The organism is Ideonella sp. FW305-24, assembly GCF_058788035.1.
In genome coordinates this window covers 362,369-379,919 of the sequence record NZ_JBYTAI010000005.1, presented here as the reverse complement: position 1 = coordinate 379,919, position 17,551 = coordinate 362,369, and the positions used below count along the sequence as shown (strand labels likewise).

The 17,551-nt window shown below is 69.8% G+C and carries 20 protein-coding genes; 11 read left to right on the top strand and 9 right to left on the bottom strand.

The window, feature by feature from the left end; genetic code table 11:
• The first annotated feature begins 1 nt into the window (after nt 1).
• Genes AC3WR5_RS16310 through AC3WR5_RS16295 form a run of 4 tightly spaced genes read left to right on the top strand, consistent with a single transcriptional unit; the run spans nt 2 to nt 3,466 of the window.
• The gene (locus AC3WR5_RS16310) at nt 2-385 is read left to right on the top strand and encodes an STAS domain-containing protein (protein WP_141288070.1); all 384 of its coding nucleotides are present in this window, start codon (nt 2-4) and stop codon (nt 383-385) included.
• A complete protein-coding gene (locus AC3WR5_RS16305; protein WP_231010142.1) occupies nt 382-786 on the top strand; it encodes an anti-sigma regulatory factor in 405 nt (134 codons plus the stop codon). Before AC3WR5_RS16310 ends, AC3WR5_RS16305 begins: the two co-directional genes overlap by 4 nt.
• Nucleotides 771-1,772 carry a SpoIIE family protein phosphatase gene (locus AC3WR5_RS16300; RefSeq protein ID WP_492485742.1) on the top strand — a complete coding sequence of 334 codons (1,002 nt, stop codon included), beginning with the start codon at nt 771-773 and terminating at the stop codon, nt 1,770-1,772. The genes AC3WR5_RS16305 and AC3WR5_RS16300 overlap by 16 nt, the downstream gene beginning before the upstream one ends.
• Entirely contained in the window at nt 1,772-3,466 is a 1,695-nt protein-coding gene (locus tag AC3WR5_RS16295) for an ATP-binding response regulator (protein WP_492485741.1), read from the top strand. The genes AC3WR5_RS16300 and AC3WR5_RS16295 overlap by 1 nt, the downstream gene beginning before the upstream one ends.
• A gap of 370 nt (nt 3,467-3,836) precedes the next feature.
• Here the strand turns inward: AC3WR5_RS16295 and ypfJ are convergent, their stop codons facing one another.
• The 3 genes from ypfJ to AC3WR5_RS16280 all read right to left on the bottom strand — a co-directional run bounded on the left by ypfJ (nt 3,837) and on the right by AC3WR5_RS16280 (nt 7,060).
• Nucleotides 3,837-4,733, bottom strand: a complete 897-nt coding sequence (ypfJ, locus tag AC3WR5_RS16290) for a KPN_02809 family neutral zinc metallopeptidase (RefSeq protein ID WP_492485740.1) — start codon at nt 4,731-4,733, stop codon at nt 3,837-3,839.
• A 162-nt stretch (nt 4,734-4,895) separates the two neighbouring features.
• Entirely contained in the window at nt 4,896-5,351 is a 456-nt protein-coding gene (locus AC3WR5_RS16285; RefSeq protein ID WP_170200897.1) for a PA2169 family four-helix-bundle protein, read from the bottom strand.
• 164 nt (nt 5,352-5,515) lie between these two features.
• The gene (locus AC3WR5_RS16280) at nt 5,516-7,060 is read right to left on the bottom strand and encodes a response regulator (RefSeq protein WP_492485739.1); all 1,545 of its coding nucleotides are present in this window, start codon (nt 7,058-7,060) and stop codon (nt 5,516-5,518) included.
• A gap of 124 nt (nt 7,061-7,184) precedes the next feature.
• On the opposite strand from AC3WR5_RS16280, the gene AC3WR5_RS16275 reads away from it, so the two are divergent.
• The 6 genes from AC3WR5_RS16275 to AC3WR5_RS16250 all read left to right on the top strand — a co-directional run bounded on the left by AC3WR5_RS16275 (nt 7,185) and on the right by AC3WR5_RS16250 (nt 12,706).
• Nucleotides 7,185-7,928 carry a sensor histidine kinase gene (locus tag AC3WR5_RS16275; protein ID WP_492485738.1) on the top strand — a complete coding sequence of 248 codons (744 nt, stop codon included), beginning with the start codon at nt 7,185-7,187 and terminating at the stop codon, nt 7,926-7,928.
• A gap of 195 nt (nt 7,929-8,123) precedes the next feature.
• Nucleotides 8,124-9,641, top strand: coding sequence for a sigma-54-dependent transcriptional regulator (locus AC3WR5_RS16270; protein WP_492485737.1), 1,518 nt, complete (start codon nt 8,124-8,126; stop codon nt 9,639-9,641).
• Nucleotides 9,642-9,653: 12 nt separating this feature from the next.
• Nucleotides 9,654-10,811, top strand: a complete 1,158-nt coding sequence (locus AC3WR5_RS16265; protein WP_492485736.1) for a DNA topoisomerase IB — start codon at nt 9,654-9,656, stop codon at nt 10,809-10,811.
• Nucleotides 10,808-11,350 carry a hypothetical protein gene (locus AC3WR5_RS16260; protein WP_231010147.1) on the top strand — a complete coding sequence of 181 codons (543 nt, stop codon included), beginning with the start codon at nt 10,808-10,810 and terminating at the stop codon, nt 11,348-11,350. The genes AC3WR5_RS16265 and AC3WR5_RS16260 overlap by 4 nt, the downstream gene beginning before the upstream one ends.
• On the top strand, nt 11,350-12,021 hold the full coding sequence (locus AC3WR5_RS16255) for a lipocalin family protein (RefSeq protein WP_492485735.1): 672 nt from the start codon (nt 11,350-11,352) through the stop codon (nt 12,019-12,021). Before AC3WR5_RS16260 ends, AC3WR5_RS16255 begins: the two co-directional genes overlap by 1 nt.
• 58 nt (nt 12,022-12,079) lie before the next feature.
• Nucleotides 12,080-12,706: a hypothetical protein gene (locus tag AC3WR5_RS16250; protein ID WP_492485734.1), complete on the top strand. Its 627-nt coding sequence runs from the start codon at nt 12,080-12,082 to the stop codon at nt 12,704-12,706.
• Nucleotides 12,707-12,755: 49 nt separating this feature from the next.
• Here AC3WR5_RS16250 and AC3WR5_RS16245 read toward each other — a convergent pair whose 3' ends face one another.
• The 6 genes from AC3WR5_RS16245 to AC3WR5_RS16220 all read right to left on the bottom strand — a co-directional run bounded on the left by AC3WR5_RS16245 (nt 12,756) and on the right by AC3WR5_RS16220 (nt 16,433).
• Nucleotides 12,756-13,121, bottom strand: a complete 366-nt coding sequence (locus tag AC3WR5_RS16245; RefSeq protein WP_141290319.1) for a four-helix bundle copper-binding protein — start codon at nt 13,119-13,121, stop codon at nt 12,756-12,758.
• Nucleotides 13,122-13,186: 65 nt separating this feature from the next.
• Nucleotides 13,187-13,810, bottom strand: coding sequence for a DJ-1/PfpI family protein (locus AC3WR5_RS16240; RefSeq protein WP_492485733.1), 624 nt, complete (start codon nt 13,808-13,810; stop codon nt 13,187-13,189).
• 80 nt (nt 13,811-13,890) lie between these two features.
• The gene (locus AC3WR5_RS16235; RefSeq protein ID WP_492485732.1) at nt 13,891-14,529 is read right to left on the bottom strand and encodes an HAD family hydrolase; all 639 of its coding nucleotides are present in this window, start codon (nt 14,527-14,529) and stop codon (nt 13,891-13,893) included.
• A gap of 12 nt (nt 14,530-14,541) precedes the next feature.
• The gene (locus tag AC3WR5_RS16230; protein ID WP_231010149.1) at nt 14,542-15,300 is read right to left on the bottom strand and encodes a hypothetical protein; all 759 of its coding nucleotides are present in this window, start codon (nt 15,298-15,300) and stop codon (nt 14,542-14,544) included.
• A gap of 181 nt (nt 15,301-15,481) precedes the next feature.
• On the bottom strand, nt 15,482-15,889 hold the full coding sequence (locus AC3WR5_RS16225) for a polyhydroxyalkanoate granule-associated phasin (protein ID WP_141288634.1): 408 nt from the start codon (nt 15,887-15,889) through the stop codon (nt 15,482-15,484).
• A 157-nt stretch (nt 15,890-16,046) separates the two neighbouring features.
• Entirely contained in the window at nt 16,047-16,433 is a 387-nt protein-coding gene (locus tag AC3WR5_RS16220) for a tautomerase family protein (RefSeq protein WP_492485731.1), read from the bottom strand.
• Between the two features lie 134 nt (nt 16,434-16,567).
• Here AC3WR5_RS16220 and AC3WR5_RS16215 point away from each other — a divergent pair, with 134 nt between their 5' ends.
• Complete coding sequence (locus AC3WR5_RS16215) at nt 16,568-17,548, top strand: diacylglycerol/lipid kinase family protein (protein ID WP_492485730.1); 981 nt, start codon at nt 16,568-16,570, stop codon at nt 17,546-17,548.
• The last annotated feature ends 3 nt before the right edge of the window (nt 17,549-17,551 follow it).

Sequence of the window (17,551 nt, the reverse complement as noted above, 5' to 3'; positions counted from 1 at the left end):
GGTGGACCACATTCCCATCCTCAAGGTCGACAGCTTCCTGCTGGTCTCCATCCAGGTCGAGTTGCACGACGAGCTCGCGATGAGCCTGCAGGACGACCTGACCCAGAAGCTGCTGAAGACCAACTCGCACGGCGTGCTGATCGACATCTCGGCGCTGGAGATCGTCGACTCCTACATTGGCCGCATGCTGTCGCAGATCTCGGCCATCGTGGGCATCATGGATGCCACCATGGTGCTGGTCGGCATGCGACCGGCCGTGGCGATCACGCTGGTCGAACTCGGCATGACCATGGCCGGCGTGCGCACGGCGCTGAACGTGGACAAGGGCCTGGCACTGCTGCGGCGTTCTCTGGACGAGCCCGGAAGGATCGTCGCCGCACCGTGACCGACGCTGTCGTGGTCGAGATCCGCACGTCTGAACAAGTCAGCGCGGCCCGCAGGTTGGTGCAGGCGCGTGCGATGGCCATCGGCCTGTCGACGCTGGAGATGACCAAGTTCGTCACGGCGGCCAGCGAGCTCGCGCGCAATGTGCTCGTGCATGGCGGCGGCGGCACGATGACCATGCGTGACCTGCAGCGCGACGGCAAGCCAGGCCTGCAACTCGATTTCGAGGACCAGGGGCCTGGCATTGCCGACGTGCAGCAGGCGCTGCGCGACGGCTACACCACCGCCAACAGCCTGGGCCTGGGGCTGGGCGGTGCCCAGCGCCTGGTCAATGAATTCGAGATCGTTTCCCGCCCAGGCGCGGGCACGCATGTGCGGATCGTGCAGTGGAAACGACGGTAACCGTCGACGACCACAGCCGCATTGCGGAGGTGCGTCGTGCCGCGGCCCTGCTCGGCCAGACGATGGGCCTGAGTCCTGAGTTGATCGCGCAGGCATCGCTGGTCACGTCCGAGCTGTGCACCAACATCCTCAAGTACGCAGAGCGGGGCGAGGTCTGGCTGAGCACGCTGTCGGCCAATGGCATGGCCTACGGGCTGGACATCGTCGCGCTGGACCGCGGCCCGGGCATTGCCAACTTCACAGCCGCGGCCAAGGATGGTTTTTCCACCGGTGGCAGCCTGGGCATCGGGCTGGGCACCATGCGCCGCGCCGCCGCGCTGTTCGATGTCTACACCGCGCCCGGGCTGGGCACTGCCGTGCTGGTGCGCTTGCAGGAAAAGAGGCTTGCAGCGCCAGGGGACGATGGTTTTGTCGTCGGCAGCCGGATGACGCCGATACGCGGCGAGATCGTGTCGGGCGACAGCTGGTCCTGCCTGCGGTTTGGCCCGTCCATCGCGGTGACGGTGGTCGACGGCCTTGGCCATGGCCCGAAGGCGGCAGAGGCGGCGCACGCCGCGATCGAAACCTTCCACCGCTGCGTGCGCGACGTCGGTCCGGCCCAGGTCGTGCAGCTGGCCCATCAGGCCTTGTTGTCGACACGCGGTGCGGTGATGGCGGTGGCCTGCATCGATGGCGATGCGCAGACGCTGCGTTTTGCCGGCCTGGGCAACATCAGTGCGGTGGTCCACACCCAGGGCGTGGCGGTGCGCCTGAGTTCGAGCGATGGCACGGTCGGCTACGGCGTGCAGAGGGCGCGCGAGTCTTCGGTCGCCTGGGTGCCCCGCTCGACGCTGATCCTCAACACCGATGGCCTGAGCTCCCGCTGGAGCCTGGCCAGGCATCCCGGCCTGCTGGCCTGCCATCCCTTGCTGATTGCGGCCGTGCTGCACCGGGACTTCGCTCGCAACACGGACGACGCCACCGTCGTCGTCATCCAGGGCCAATGATGCAGATCGCTGTTTTGACCGTCAGGATCCAGACCAACCAGAGCCTGGTGATGCTGCGGCATCGGTGTCGCCAGGTCGGCGAGTTGTTCGGCCTCGAAGCCCTGCAGCGCACGCGCCTGACCACGGCCGTGTCGGAGATTGGCCGCAATGCGCTGCAGCATGCCGGTGCCGCCACGGTGAGCTTTCTGGTCGGCGATTCGGCCACCTTGCCGGGCGCGCAATCGGTGCTGATCCGGGTCGCGGACAAGGGCCCCGGCATGCCGGCTTCGATCTGGGCCGATGGCGAGATCGGCGCGCTGCACAGGGCCGGCGGCCTGCACGGCAGCCAGCGCCTGGTGGACGCCTTCTGGATCGAGACCCCGCCCGGCGGTGGGGCCAGCGTGTCGATGGAAATGCTGCTGCCGCGCACGGCGCCCAGGCTGGCGGCCGCCGACATCGGCCAGCGCATCGATGAGCTGCTGCGCTCCCAGCAGCAGAGCCCGCACGAGGAGCTTGAGCAGCAGAACCGCGACATGCTGCACGCGCTGGACGAGTTGCGCCAGCGCAAGCACGACCTGGAACTGGCCGATCAGCGCAAGAACGAATTCGTGGCGATGCTGGCCCATGAGTTGCGCAACCCGCTCGCGGCGATCTCGATGAGCATCGAGGTGATGCGGCGCAAGCGCGACCTCAGCATGGCCGAGGTCGGGAAGTACCGCGACACCATCGGCCGTCAGGCGACCCAGCTGACCAAGCTGGTCAACGACCTGATGGACGTCTCGCGCGTCTCGCGCGGCAAGGTCGAACTGGAGCGCGCCGTGGTCGGCGTCGGCTCGCTGGTATTCGAGGCCATCGAGATGACGCGGGCCTTTGTCGATGCGAAGCAGCACCGGCTGCGCGTGCCGGCCCTGGACGACGTGGCCTTTGTCGATGTCGACCTGGTGCGCATGAAGCAGGTGATCAGCAACCTGGTGCACAACGCCGCGCGCTACACGCCCGAAGGCGGCCTGATCGAGATCGGCATCACGCCGGCCGACGCGGTGGTGCACATCAGCGTCAAGGACAACGGCGTTGGCATCGATGCACCGATGCTGCCGAAGATCTTCGAGCTGTTCACGCAGGCACCGAACAGCCTGGCGCGAGAGGACGTCGGCCTGGGCATTGGCCTGACCATCGTGCAGCGCATGGCCGCGGACCACGGCGGCAGCATCCGTGCAAGCAGTGCCGGGCTGGGCCTGGGCAGTGAATTCATCCTGACGCTGCCGACCGTTGCCAAGCCCGCTGTCGCAACCGAGGAGCCGCCGTTGTTCACGCCGGCGCCGGAGACCGCCCCGCGACAGCGGCGGCTGCTGCTGGTGGACGACAACGCCGACGCGCTGCAGGCCATGGCCGAGTTGTGCCGGATGCACGGCTACGCCTGCACGGTGGCCAGCGACGGGCCGCAAGGCCTGGCCGCCGCCATCGACCAGCCGCCCGAGATCGCCATCGTCGACATCGGCCTGCCCGGCCTCGATGGCTTTGGCCTGGCGAGCGAGCTGCGCCAACGGTACGGCCCCGACATGACCCTGATCGCCATCAGCGGCTACTCGACGCAGGACACCCGGCTGCGCGCCAAGCAAGCCGGCTTCGACGATTTCCTGGTCAAGCCAATCGACATGCATGCCTTGCTGCTGCGGCTGCAACAAGCGCTGGCCACGGCACCGGTCAGCCGATGAGGTGAGGTGGCCGGCGCGCCAGGGGCTCTTGTGCCAACACAGGCAGGCCGCATTGGTACGCGGGGGCATCTGCGCGGGTTTCGGAGATGACCTCTGGCGGTTACGAGCTGATCAAGCGCCCGCGCCCCCATCCGCATGCCCCAGGAGCGCGAATACCCCGGCAGGGTGTCCGGCACGCAGCTGGTGAATCCGGACTTCGTCGCCTTCGCCTACAAGCCTTTGTCGCGCATGCCGAGCGCATCGAACACGAGGTGGACTTCCCCGCGGCATTCGCGCGCGCCAAGGCCTCAGGCAAGGCCGCGATGATCGAGCTGGTGACCGACCGGCTGCAGCTCGGGCCGCAGTCGCGCATGAAGATCGCCTGTTGCCGTCACAGCTGCTTGGCCGCGAAGGTGTCGCAGGCGCCGGGGTCGCCCTTGTCGTAGCCGGTGCTGAACCACTTCACGCGCTGGGCGGAGCTGCCGTGGGTGAAGGCGTCGGGCACGACGTGGCCGCGGGACTGTTGTTGCAGGCGGTCGTCGCCAATGGCCGTGGCCGCGCGCAGGGCGGATTCCAGGTCGCCCGGTTGCAGCCAGTGCAGGCGCTGCTGGGCATTGTTGGCCCAGACGCCGGCGTAGCAGTCGGCCTGCAGTTCCATGCGCACGGACAAGCCATTGGCGCCTTCCATGCGGGCGCCGCGCTGGCGTGCCTGGTCGACCTTGGCGGAGGTGCCGAGCAGGCGCTGCACATGGTGGCCGACTTCGTGGGCAATCACGTAGGCCCGCGCAAAGTCGCCGGAGGCCGCGAAGCGGGTTTCCATGTCGTGGAAGAAGCTCAGGTCCAGGTACACGCGCTGGTCGCCCGGGCAGTAGAACGGGCCGACCGCCGACTGGGCGTAGCCGCAGGCGGAGTTCACGCCGCCGTTGAACAGCACCAGCGTCGGGTCGCGGTACTGCTTGCCGCTGGCGCGGAAGATCGCGCCCCAGGTGTCCTCGGTGTCGCCGAGGATGGCGCGCACGAACTCGGTCTGCGGGTTCTTCGCAGCCGGCGAGGTGTGGGCTTCGCGCGGTGGCGGCGCCTGGTGCTGCACGCTGCTGCCGCCGGACATCTGGCCCAGCAGCTGCAGCGGGTTGATGCCGGTGAACAGGCTGATGACCAGCACCACGGCTACGCCGCCAATGCCCAGCCCGGTGCCGCCACCCACGCGGAAGCCGCCACCGCCGCCGTTGCCACCATCGTCATCGGCCTCGACCACGTTGTCGCTGCGCCGGCCTCGTTCCCACTCCATCGCGTTCTCCGGTAACCGGCTGCGCGGGGCGCCTGCCGGTGGATCCATCCAGCCCGCATTTTGCGGCAAGGCCGGACATGACAAGGCCCGCGAAAGCGGTCAGTCGCTCGCGCGGGCCTTGGGGTCGGACTGCCGGGCCTGCCGGCAGGCGGTGCGAGAGGCTTACACCTTCATGGCCCGTGCCTGGTCGCGCAGCGCGCGGATCTGGTCATGGTTGCGCTGGGCGCCGTCGGCCTGGCGCTGGACCAGCATGCGGATGTCCGCCGGCAGGTCTTCCTTCAAGGCCTTGCGGTACGCGCCCAGGGCCACGTCCTCGCCGCGCTCGGCTTCTTCGAGCAACGCCAGGTCGGTGTAGCCGGCCAGCGTGCCCTTCACGGCGACCCAGCCGCGGTGCATGGCGCCGCCGGCGGTGCCGCCGTCTTCCGGCGTTTCGCCCATGGTGCGGATCACGCTCTGCAGCTCGGAGGCCGCCTGGCGGCAGTCGGCCGCACGGGTCAGGAAGCTCTGGCGCAGCGCCGCGTCCTTGGCGTGTTCGGCGCAGGCCTGGAAGCCGAATTCGCCGTCCTTGCTGGTTTCAACGAGGCGATCCAGGGTCTTGGTGATGTCGTTCTTGTCCATGATGTCCTTCCGGTTTTCGGTTGCGAGATTGCCCGTTGCGGGCCGCTGTCCCAGGTTCGGCAAGCCGTGTGCCCATCGGCTGCAGGTTGGGGATGGCTGTGGTTCTGAAGGTGTTTTCGGTGGTGTTGGGCGCAGATGGGGCGTGGAATGCTTTGCCGCAGTGCTTACCGCCGGGTTTCGCGCTGCGTTGCTTTTTCTGCCATGGCCCGGCGCAGCGCGGCCAGCAGCGGGCCGGGTGCGCAGGGCTTGCGCAGCACGATGAAGTCCTGCACTTCGGCCAGCGCCGCGCTGTAGCCGCTGATCAGCACCACCGGCAGCGTTGGCCGCTCGCGCCGCAGCATGCGCGCCAGCGTCAGCCCGTCAATGCCGCCCGGCATCACCACGTCGCTGAGCACCGCGTCGAAAGGCTCGTCTTCCAGCTTCTGCAGCGCCTCGGCGGCATTCGCGGCCCAGCTCACTTCGCAGCCATAGCAGCTCAGCAGCAGGCCGGTGGTCTGGCCGAGCTCCTCGTTGTCGTCCACCACCAGCACCCGGGTGCCGGCCATGGGCTCCTCGGTGCCGCCGCGGCGGGCCGGCGCTGCGGCGGCGGTGCGGGCGGCCGGCAGCAGCAGCGAGACGGTGGTGCCCAGCCCCGGCGTGCTGGCCAGCCGTGCCAGCCCGCCGCTTTCCGCGCAAAACGCCTGCACCTGGGTCAGGCCCAGCCCTGTGCCTTCGCCCAGCGGCTTGGTGCTGAAGAAGGGCTCGAAGACACGTTCGGCCAGCGCTTCGTCCAGCCCGCAGCCGTCGTCGTCCAGCGTGATCAGCACCGCCCGCGTGGCGCTGGCCGGCAGGCCTGCGCAGTCCTGCGGGCCGGCGTTGCGCGCGCGCAGCCACACGCTGCCTTGCTGGGCCACCGCGTCGCGGGCGTTCAGTGCCAGCTGCACCAGCGCGAGTTCGAGCTCGTCGGGGTCGACCTGCACGGGCCAGGTGCCGGCGGCCACGCTGCAGCGCAGCGTGATGCGCCGGCCCAGCACGCTGCGCAGCACCTCGCCGGATTCGTCCAGCTGCCGCGCCAGGTCCACTGGCAGCGGCTGCAGCGGGTGGCGGTCCGACAGGTGCAGCAGGCGCTGGGTCAGCCGGCTGCCGCTGTCGACCGAGCGCAGGATGGCCGCCAGCGGCTGTGCCACCGGGCTCTGCGGCGGCGCCAGCCGGCCGATCAGGTGGGCGCTGTTGCTGATCACGCCCAGCAGGTTGTTCACGTCGTGCGCCACGCCGGCAGCGAGCCGGCCCAGCGTGTCCAGCCGCTGGCGCTGGGTGGCCCGCTGCTCGGCTTCGCGAGCAAGGGCTTGGGCAGCTTCCAGCCTTTGCTGCAACTGTTGCTGAGCCTCCCGCGAGGCTGCGGCGGCCAGGGCCAGCGCGCCCAGTTGCTCGTCCAGCGCGGCCAGGCCGGTGCCGCCGGCCGGCAGCGGCAGGCCGGCCTGCAGCGCGCGCAGGCTGGCCTGCAGCCGGCGCAGCGGCTGCGTCAAGCGCCGCTGGCCCCACCACGCCAGCCACAAGGCCAGCGCCATCGCGGCCAGCGGCCAGTAGATGGCGGAGTGCTTGCCGGCGGAAAGGCCAGGCGGGCCGGCCGCGGCGCTGGCGCCCATCCACCAGGTCAAGGCCAGGCCTGCGGGCAGCAGCAAGGCGCCCAGCAGCCACCAGGGTCGGTTACGGATCAACGGAAACAGCATGGCGCTTGGACTTTCCCAGCCAGGTCTCTGCAGCGGGGCCGGCGTGCGTGCGCAGCCCCTGGCTTGCCAGGGCGAACGGCGTGCCTGCGTTGCCGTCGCCCAAAGCGTGGTAAACCCCGCCCCGATGACCCGCCCACCGCCGCCTTTGCCGCCCTGCGCCGACCCTGCCCGCGAAGCACCGCCGCCACCGGTGTTGCCTGCCGGGCCGCTGCTGGCGCTGCTGGGCCACGAGTTGCGCGGCCCGCTGGGGGTGATTTCGAACACCGCCCACCTGCTGGACCGCGGCGGCGAACAGCCTCGGCTGCGGGCCGACGCGGTGGCGCTGCTGCACCGCCAGACAGCCCGGCTGCAAGCCTTGCTGGACGAATTGCAGGCGCTTGGCGATTTGTGCAGCCAGGCGCCGCCCTCCTCGGCCCCCGAGCCGCGGCCGCCACCAGTGGCACTGGCCGAGGCGGTGCAGGCGGTGCTGGCGAGCCTGCAGCCGCTGGCACACCCCCTGGTGCTGGCCTTGCCGGCGGAAGCCCTGTTGCTGCGGGTGGCTCCCGGCCGGCTGGCGCTGATGCTGGGCAACCTGCTGCGCCACGCATTGCAGGGCGCCACCGGCCCGGCGCGGCTGGGCGCCAGCACGCTGCAAGGCCAGGCCTGCATCGTGCTGCAGGTGCAGGCTGGCCCCGGCGGCGCCGAGCCGTCCCTGGCCTTCGACTGGGCCGGCAGACCCGCGGCGACAGGGCTGGCAGCCGGCAGCGGCGTTGCCCAGCGCCTGGGCCTGCCGCTGGTGCGCCACCTGGCGCAGGCCGAGGGCGGCAGGGCCGAGGCCGAAGCAGGCCCGCAGGGCACCTGCTTCAGGCTCTGGCTGCCGCTGGGCTGAGCCGGGCGTCATCGGGCGTCGTCGGGCTTCTGGCCGCCCTGAAGACGCGTTCCCCGCCTACAAGCCGCGGGGCCAAAGCCGCGTAAAAAACGGGTTGTGCATCCCCAGATGCAGCGTGGCCGTGCGTGGCGACGCTGCCCATGGCGCAACCTTGCACGCCGGTAGCGCCCCTTGTTTTCTTGAGAGCGACCCCCCGTGGCCCATGTCCTGATTGTTGATGACGATGTAGACGCCGCGACCTCGCTGCGCGCGCTGGTGGCGAGCGAACACTTCACCGTTTCGCTGGCGCATTCGCTGGCCGAGGCGCGGCGCCAGCTGGCGCTGCAGCGGCCCGACATCGTGCTGCTGGACCTGCAGCTGCCCGACGGCAGCGGCCTGGAGCTGTTCAGCTCCGATGCGCAGCTGGTGGCGCGCTCGGAAGTGGTGCTGGTGACCGGCCACGCCAGCCTGGACACCTCCATCCAGGCGCTGCGCGTGGGCGCGGCGGACTACCTCGTCAAGCCCATCGGCATGAAGCAGTTGCAAGGCGTGCTGTCTCGTTACATGAAGCCGGCGGTGCTGCAGGCCGAGGTGGCCGACCTGAACGACGAGCTGGCCCGCAGCGGCCATTTCGGCAGCCTGTGGGGCCGCTCGCCGGCCATGCAGCGGGTCTACCAGCAGATTGCCCGCGTGGCCGGCACCGGCATCACCGTCTTCGTGACCGGCGAGAGCGGCACCGGCAAGGAAGTCGTGGCGCAGACGGTGCATGAGCTGAGCCGGCGGCGCAAGAAGCCATTCCTGGCGGTCAACTGCGGCGCCATCTCGCCCACGCTGTTCGAGAGCGAGATCTTCGGCCACGAGAAGGGCAGCTTCACTGGCGCCGAGCGCCAGCATCAGGGCTTCTTCGAGCGCGCCAGTGGCGGCACGCTGTTCCTGGACGAGATCACCGAGATGCCGATGGAACTGCAGGTCAAGCTGCTGCGCGTGCTGGAGACCGGGCGCTTCATGCGCGTGGGCGCCACCCAGGCGCAGGAGACCGATGTGCGCGTCATCGCCGCGTCCAACCGGCCGCCGCTGCAGGCCGTGGCCGAAGGCAAGCTGCGCGAAGACCTGTATTACCGGCTCAACGTGTTCCCGATCGCGCTGCCGCCGCTGCGCGAGCGGCTGAGCGATGTGCCCTTGCTGGCCGAGCAGTTCCTGGCCCGCATCGGCGAGGAAGAAGGTGCGCAGCGCCGCTTCACGCCGCGGGCGCTGGAGCGCCTGTCCGCCTACCGCTGGCCGGGCAATGTGCGCGAGCTGCGCAACGTGGTGCAACGCGCCTATGTGATGGCGCTGGACGAGGACATCGACGAGGAATGGCTGCCGGCCGCCGATGCGCCCACGCCGCACGCGCTGGCCGATGTCGTGCCGGCCCCGTCTGCCGCGCTGCTGCACGACCCGGCTGCTGGCGAGCAGATCGTGGTGCCGGTCGGCAGCTCGATGGCCCAGGCCGAGAAGGCCTTGATCCTGGCCACGCTGCGCCACTTCCACCACCACAAGGAACGCACCGCGGCCGTGCTCGGCATCAGCCTGAAGACGCTTTACAACCGGCTCAAGGACTATGCGGCCGAGTCCGGTGCCGCTGCCGGTTCACCGACCGCCGACAAGGCCGAGCCTTCGACTGCGGCAGAAGCGGTGGCGGCCGACACCGAGCCGGCGGACGAGGACGACGGCTCGGCCGCGTTGCGCGCCTGAGCCTGCAGCAGCATGGCAGCCACCCGCTCCAGCCGGCCCGGGCGCGCGGCTGGAGAGCGGGAACAGGCGGATGCCTGCCAGCTGTGCTGGGTCAGCGACACCATGCCCGGCCTGCGCCGCGAAGGCGTGGCCGGCCGCTTCCGCTACCGCGACGCAGAAGGCCGCCTGTTGCGCGACAAGACCAGCCTGGCGCGCATTGGCAGCCTGGCCATTCCGCCGGCCTACCAGGACGTGTGGATCTGCCCGCTGCCTGAAGGCCATCTGCAGGCAACCGGCCGTGACGCGCGCGGCCGCAAGCAGTACCGCTACCACCCGCAATGGCAGCGCGAGCGTGGCGAGTCCAAGTACGAAGCGCTGCAGCTGTTCGGCATGGCGCTGGGACAGCTGCGCGACAAGGTGCGGCGCCGGCTGGGGGGCGACGACACGCCCACCCGTGAGCGTGTGCTGGCCACGCTGGTGCGGCTGCTGGACACGACCTGGGTGCGCATTGGCAACGAGGCCTATGCACGCGACAACGGCTCCTACGGCCTGACCACGCTGCAGAACCGCCATGCCCGGCTGCAGGGCGACGCACTGCGCCTGAGCTTCCAGGGCAAGAGCGGCGTGCGCCATGCGCTGGCGCTCAGCGACCCGCGCGTGGCCCGCATCGTGCGGCGCTGTCGCGAGCTGCCGGGCCAGGAGCTGTTCCAGTACCTGGACGAGGCCGGGGAGCCGCACCGCGTCGGTTCTGCCGATGTCAACCGCTGGCTGCAGGAGGCCACGGGCGGGGCCACCAGCGCGAAGATCACTGCCAAGAACTTCCGCACCTGGCATGGCAGCGTGCTGGCGCTGCAACTGCTGCTGGCGCACTGCCATGCCGAAGGCTGCCTGCCGCGCGGCACGCTGGGCGCGGTGGTGGCCGAAGTGGCCGCGCGGCTGGGCAACACCCCGGCGGTCTGCCGCAAGAGCTACGTGCACCCCGCGGTGCTGGCGCTGTGCGAAGCCGAGGCTGCATGCGAGCTGTTGGCGAGCGACTGGCTGCAATCGCCCCCGCCGCAGCGTGGCCTGAGCCTGGCCGAGCGGCAGTTGATGGCCCTGCTGGCGCATGAGGCAGCGCCACTGAAGGGCCAGGCCGGCACATCGCTTGCCCGGCACAAGGGCAAGCTTCGCCGTAGAAAGGGCAGGACATGAGCACCACCAGCAGCACGAGCAACACCGAGCATCCCACCAGCTTTGGCGTCTTCAAACCGGTGGGCCATGTCGTGATCTCGTTTCCTTCTGCCGACCAGGCCCAGGCCGCGCGCGCGGCCATCGAGCAGACCGGGCTGCCGCCAGGCGATGTGCACTTCTACACCGCCCGCGCGATGCTGCAGCAGATCGAGCACGACCTGGCCTGCGCCAGCAGCATCGCCGCCATCGGCCAGGAGCTGAACCTGATCAAGGCCCACCAGGCGCTGGCCGAGCGCGGCTACCACTGGCTGGTCGTCAAGGCCAAGGGCACGGACCACGCCCGCGAGATCGCGGACCTGGTCAAGCCCCTGGGCGCAGAGCGGGCCCAGCTCTATGGCCGTTTCATCATCGAAGAGATGATCGAACACGAGGGTGACATGCCGCAGGTGGCCGAGTCGCCCGACCGCGGGCTGGACGCGCAGACGCCTTCTGGCAACGAGCGCGAGCGTGCCGCGATGCGCCCGGCAGAGCCGGCATTGGCCAAAACCGGAGATCGCTGATGGCGCATGTCGAAGTGCCGGATGACGCCTGGGCCGCTTCTGGTGCCGGTCCTGCTGCTGCAGGCGTGCCGCGGCTGCTCCCGTTGGCGCTCGGTGCCGCGGCGGCGCTGGGCACTTTGTGGCTGTGGCAGCGCCAGGCCCGGGCTGAGACACCTGCGAGCGCCGGCGCGGCCAGCGGCGAGCCAAGCAGCCCGCCGGCCATCGCGGTGCGCAGCGTGCCCTCGGTCGACCTCAAGCGCTACCAGGGCACCTGGTACGAGGTGGCGCGGCTGCCCCTGGCCTTCGAGGCCAGCTGCGTGCACCAGCCCACTGCGAACTACCGCCTGGAAGGTGAGCGCGTGGTGGTGTTGAACCGCTGCGCGGGCGCCAACGGCGAGCTGCGTGAAGCCCTGGGCGTGGCCAGGGTCGTGCCTGGCACTGGCAATGCGCAGCTCAAGGTCAGCTTCGCGCCGGGCTGGCTGCGCTGGCTGCCCATGGTCTGGGCCGATTACTGGGTGCTGGAGCTGGACGCGGACTACCAGGTCGCGCTGATCGGTACCCCTTCGCGCGACCACCTGTGGGTGCTTGCGCGCCAGCCGCAAGTTTCGCAGGCGGCATTGCAGGCGCTGACCCGCCGGGCCAAGGCCATGGGTTTTGCCACCCATCAGCTGCAGTACGCCACCGCACCCTGAACCGCGCGCAAGAGGCGCTCGAATCTTTCGCATCGGCCGAGAGGCCAAGGAGACACACATGGGACGCAGCAGCTTGCTGGGTGTTGAACAAGCAGATCTTGAGTCCGAAGGACACGACAACGCTGCGCTGGGCCCGAGCGACAGCTCCGACAGCGGCAGCGACATGGTCGGCGTGGATGAGCTGGGCGACGGTGATCCGAACGAGCCGGTGGACGTGGCGCTGGGCCGCGACCTCGAACGCCCGTTGATGCCGGTCGACAGCCTGAGCGGCGCCACCAGCGACCGCGGCGGCTCGGGTGAGCGCCGCAGCGCCGGCTCCGATGCCGGCGAGGAGGCCAGCGACATCTCGGTCGACCGTGTCTTCAGCACTGGCGACGCCAGTGACGCCGATCAGGACGACGCACTCGAAGACGCGCTGGACCAGGCCGTCTACGAAGACGTGCTGGACGACGAAGACGGTGCCGACGAAGAGGACGAGGCCATCGCCAACGAGGACCTGGCCATCATTGCCCGCAGCGAGCGCGAGATGATGAGCGAGGGCAAGGAGGACGAATCTGCCGACCCGGTGGGCGATGGCCACTCCGATGCCGAAGCCGCCGCGAAGACCGCGCCGCATGCCAAGCCGGCACAAAAGCCGCTGCCGGCCAAGGCCGCGGGCGGCAAGCCATTGAAGACGAAGAAGTGAGCCAGGGCTGAAGCGGCCGCGCAGGGCGCTTCAGCGGGCCCGCGTCACCTCACATCGCGTGGCGCTCGCCCGCATGCTGCAGGCAGGCCTGCGCGCAGAGCTTGCAGGCCTCGCGGCAGCGGATGCAGTGCTCGTGCTCGTGCTTGCCGCATTCCTCGGCGCAGGCCGTGCACACATGGGCGCACAGCGCGCAGAAGTCGCCGTGGTGCACCGAGCCCCGCGCCAGCGCGCCCAGCGTGGCGCTGCAGATCGCCGCGCAGTCCAGGTTGATGAGGATGCAGGCGGCCATCATCGGGTCGCCGTCGCGTGCGTCTTCCGCGGCGCAGTTTTCGCATGCACGGCGCGCGGCCTCGCAAGCCGTGATGCAGGCGCTCAGGTCCTCGCTCGGAGGGGTCAGGGGGTCGACGGTGGGCATTGCTTGTTCCTCGAAAAGCCAGGGAGATGGCTTGGAGCTGGCAAGCGATGTGCCCCGAGGTGGCTTCAGGCCTGGGCGGCCATTGGAAGGGTCGGAAGGGTCGGAGTGATGTGGCCCAGCGCCTGCTTCACATAGCTGTCTTTCTCACCCACCGGTGCCACGTAGTGCAGCGCACTCGCTGCCGCGTCCAGGCCTTCGCTGCGCGCAATGACCCAGGCTGCGAGATAGGCCGAGGCCATGCAGCCGCCAGCCGTCGCCAGGTTGCCCTGTGCGGTGAACGCCTGGTTCAGCACTTCTACGCCGGCCGCCTGCACCCAGGGCTTGCTGGTCAGGTCGGTGCAGGCCGGCACCCGGCCCAGCAGCCCCAGCCTGGCCAGCACCAGCGTGCCCGAGCACTGCGCGCCCAGCAGCTGGCGGGCAGGGTCCAGCTGCAGCGAGGCCATCAGCGCCGCGTCTTCCACCACTTCGCGGGTTTTCATGCCGCTGCCCACCAGCACCGCGTCGGCCGCATTGGCCTCTTCCATCGTGCACTGGCGGTGCAGCGTCACGCCGTTCATGGAGGTCACGGTCTGCGTCGGGCTGGCCAGCGAGACACGCCAGCCGGGCCGCTTCACGCGGTTCAGCAGGCCAAGTGCGATCAGCGAATCCAGCTCGTTGAAGCCGTCGAAAGTGAGGATGGCGATGTGCATGGGCGCAATCTAGCCGATGGGCGCAGGCCGGCCCAGACACAGTGGCCGCCGCCTCGCACCGGTACAGCGAGGTTTGCTGCTCAGGCGGCCAGCAGTTGCCGCCACTCCGCCGGTTCGCGGAACAGGTGCTGCGGCTGCTCGGCCGCCAGCTCCGCGTGCGAGCCGTGGCCCCACAGCACGCCCGCACCATGCAGCCCGTTGCGCCGCGCGGCGATCAGGTCCACCGCCCGGTCGCCCACCATCACTGCCGGGCCGCGGATCACCCCGCGCTCGCGCAGCGCGGCGATCTGCTGCCACTTCTGCACGCCGATGTCGCCACCGCTGACAAAGCCGAAGAAGTGCCGCAGCCCGAACATCTCGAGGATCTGCTCGGCAAAGTCCACCCGCTTGGAGGTGCACACACCCATGGCCACGCCCGCATCCGCCAGCACCTGCAGCGCCTCGGGCACGCCGGCGTACAGCGTGTTCTCGGCATAACCCAGCTCGCCATAGCGCTCGCGGTACTTCGCCACCAGGCTGGCCACCAGCGCAGGGTCCGCGCCACCCGGCAACCTGCCGAAACTCTCGTCCAGCGGCGGCCCTATCCAGGCCGGCACCTCGTGGGGCTGCAGCGGCGCATGGCCGTGGTGCAGCAGTGCATGGTTGATCGACCGGCCAATGCCCACCGCCGGGTCGCTCAGCGTGCCGTCAAGGTCGAACAGGATCAGGTCGTAGGGCATGTGTCCTGGCTTTCAGGCGGACTTCTGCGCCAGCTGCTGCGCCGCGCGCAGGCGCCGCATGATGGGCTCGTTCAGCTCGCGCGCCATCTTGTTCCAGCGCTGGGTGATCTTGTCGAGCTCGGTCTGCAGGCGGGCGGCGGTCGAGGCGTCGCCAATGGCGAGGGTCCAGATCATGTATTCGGCGTAGGCTTCGAAGGTGCCGTGGGTGGTCACGGCGTTTTCGAACTCGCTGCGGGCTTCGCTGGCACGTGCGGTGCCGGCCAGGCAGCGCGCGGTGAGCAGGGCGACCTGGTCGCGGCGGAAGCCGGCGTCGCGCTGGCGGATGTCCGCCAGGTGCGCCAGCGCTTCCGGGTAGCGCTGGCATTCGGTGAAGGCCCGCGCGGCGCCGAACTTGATCTCCAGGTCGGAGGCAAACGGGCCCTTCAGGCAAGCTTCGTAGAGCTTGGCGGCCTCCTCGGCCTGCTCGTTGTCCAGCAGCGCGGCGGCCAGGCGCATCTGGTTCTGCGCGGTGGGCGTCTCTTCCAGCCGGGCGCGGGCTTCGCGCACTTCGCGCGTCGGGTCCAGCGCCCTGGCGGCAGCGGACACGGCCCGCATTGCGCCGCGCTCGAGCCGTGAGTTCGGCAGGTAGACCGCGAACAGGTAGACCAGGCTGCCCAGCAGCGGGAACGCGAACAGGATGAACAGCCAGTACAGCTGCTGGCCCGAGCGGACCACGTGGTAGGCGCAGAAAAGCGCCAGCAGGATGTGCAGGCCCAGACCGGCAAATGGCATTGAAGACTCCCTCGAAGGCCCGCGGTGAGCGGCGGGCCTGGCTTTCATGGTGGCGGCAACAGGTCTGAGCCTGCCTGAATCCGTGCGAGTCCCGCGCATGCGCGCGAGACGGCCGCGATTTTGCGGCATTCCACCACCTGCGCCGATCCCCAAGCCGAGGGAGGCCTGGCCGGCGCCTGGTTCAGCGCAGCGGCGTGCGCGCCAGCCGCTTGGCGTTGGCCACCGCCTTGCGGTGCACCGGCCGCAGGCCCTGGCCCAGCACCGAGAGGGCTGCACCGTGCATCTGGCTGGCCAGTGCGCCCATCGAGGCCTGGCCCCAGCCAGCGGGCGACCACATGCCCATCACCGAGGTGGCCAGCGCCTGCTGGGTACGGATGCTTTCCATGGCCATGGCCGACCAGGAGGCAAAAAATGCCGTGCTCTTCTCGCTCATCATCTGGCTCATCTCGCGCTGGTCGCGCGCCGAAGGCGAGGGGCCGGCCAGCGCCATGCGGGTCAGGCGGTGCGCCATCACCTGCGGCACCGCCATGGCCAGCTCCGCGGACTGGGTGGCCAGGGAGTGGGTCTTGCGACTGTGGCGGGTGTTCATGGCGGCGGCTTTCTGAAGTGAGCGGGGCAGCGCCCGGTTCAATGCATGCTATGCCATCGCCGCATGGGCTGCTGGGCGAGATGAACCGGCGCCAGGCTGCCATGGCAAGCGGCGGGCCGGCGGCGGTTGTGCCAGCCGCCGAAGTGCCAAGCCAGTCTCACACGTCCAGCCGGAAACCCAGGTCCAGCTCGCTCGCTGGCACGCCCCGCAGCCCCCAGTTGTCCATCGGTGGCTCCTTCAGAACGACGGCCACGTCGGCCGGTGCAACGCCCAGTTCGCCAAAGCGGCGGGTGATGGCCTGGTAGAGCGCACGTTTGGCGTTCAGCGAGCGGCCAGGGAACATCTGGATCTCGACCAGCGTGTAGTTCTCGGTCTTGGGCGGCGCCACCGAGAAGTGTTCCGGCCGGTGCTCGACGTAGCGAATCTGCCTGTCATCTTCCGGCACCTTCAGCGCCTCGCGCAGGGCTTGGTACACAGCCTCGATCAAGGCTTGCACTTCCTCAGGGGGCCGGCTGCGGCGAACTTCGATCTTGGCGAATGGCATGTTGCGAGACAGCGCGAAGTTGTGATGCGCCCGGCATGTTGGCTCATTTTTTGTTGACGTGTGAGGCGCTTTCCTACAGCCGGATGCGGCGCGCAGGTGGCGGCGAGTGCGGAGTGGCTGGCCAGAATGCCGGCATGAGCATCGTGCCAGCTTTCTCATCGACCCTGGGCACGAACCCGGAGGTCAGCGCGTTGCCGCTGGCTGTGGTCCTCAATCCGCGCTCCGGTCGCGAGCCCTTGGCGCAGCGGCTGTCGGTGCTGCGTCGGCTGTTCGCCGAGGCGGGGCGACAGCATGCGTTTTTCATGGCCGAGCGGGGTGCGGACCTGCCCAGGCAGGCCGCGCTGGCGCTGGGCTGGGCCAAGGCGCGCCAGGGGGCCGTGATCGCGGCCGGCGGAGACGGCACGATCAACTCGGTGGTGCAGACGGTGCTGCCCAGCGGCTTGCCGTTTGGCGTGCTGCCGCAGGGCACCTTCAACTACTTTGGCCGGGCGCATGGCATTCCGGCCAACACCGAGCAGGCGGCTCGGCGGCTGCTGCAGGCCCAGCCGCGGCCCATCCAGGTCGGCCTGCTGAACGACCGCGCTTTCCTGGTCAATGCCAGCCTGGGCCTCTACCCGCGGCTGCTGGAAGACCGCGAGGCCTACAAGCGGCACTATGGGCGCAACCGCATCGTGGCGCTGTTTGCCGCGCTGGCCACGGTGCTGAGCCGGCGTGGGCAGTGGTTGATCGAGATCGAGCAGGGCGGCCAGCGCCGCAGCGCGCGCACCAGCACGCTGTTCGTCGGCAACAACCGGCTGCAGCTGGACCAGGTCGGCATCGAGGAAGGCGCGCTGCTGGACCAGGACCGGCTGGCCGCGGTGATGGTCGACCCGGTGGGCCCGCTGGCGCTGCTGGGCCTCGGTCTGCGTGGTGCGCTCGGCCGGCTCGGTGGTTCCGACCACGTTGGCAGTTTCGGTTTCCGCCAGCTGACCGTGCGACCCGCGCGCGGCAGCGGCAAGGCGCGGCTCAAGGTGGCGATCGACGGCGAGGTGATGCACATGCAGACGCCGCTGGTCTTCCGCGTGAGTCCGCAGCCCCTTCGGTTGCTGTGGGACGGCCAAGGGCCGGCGTCATGATCG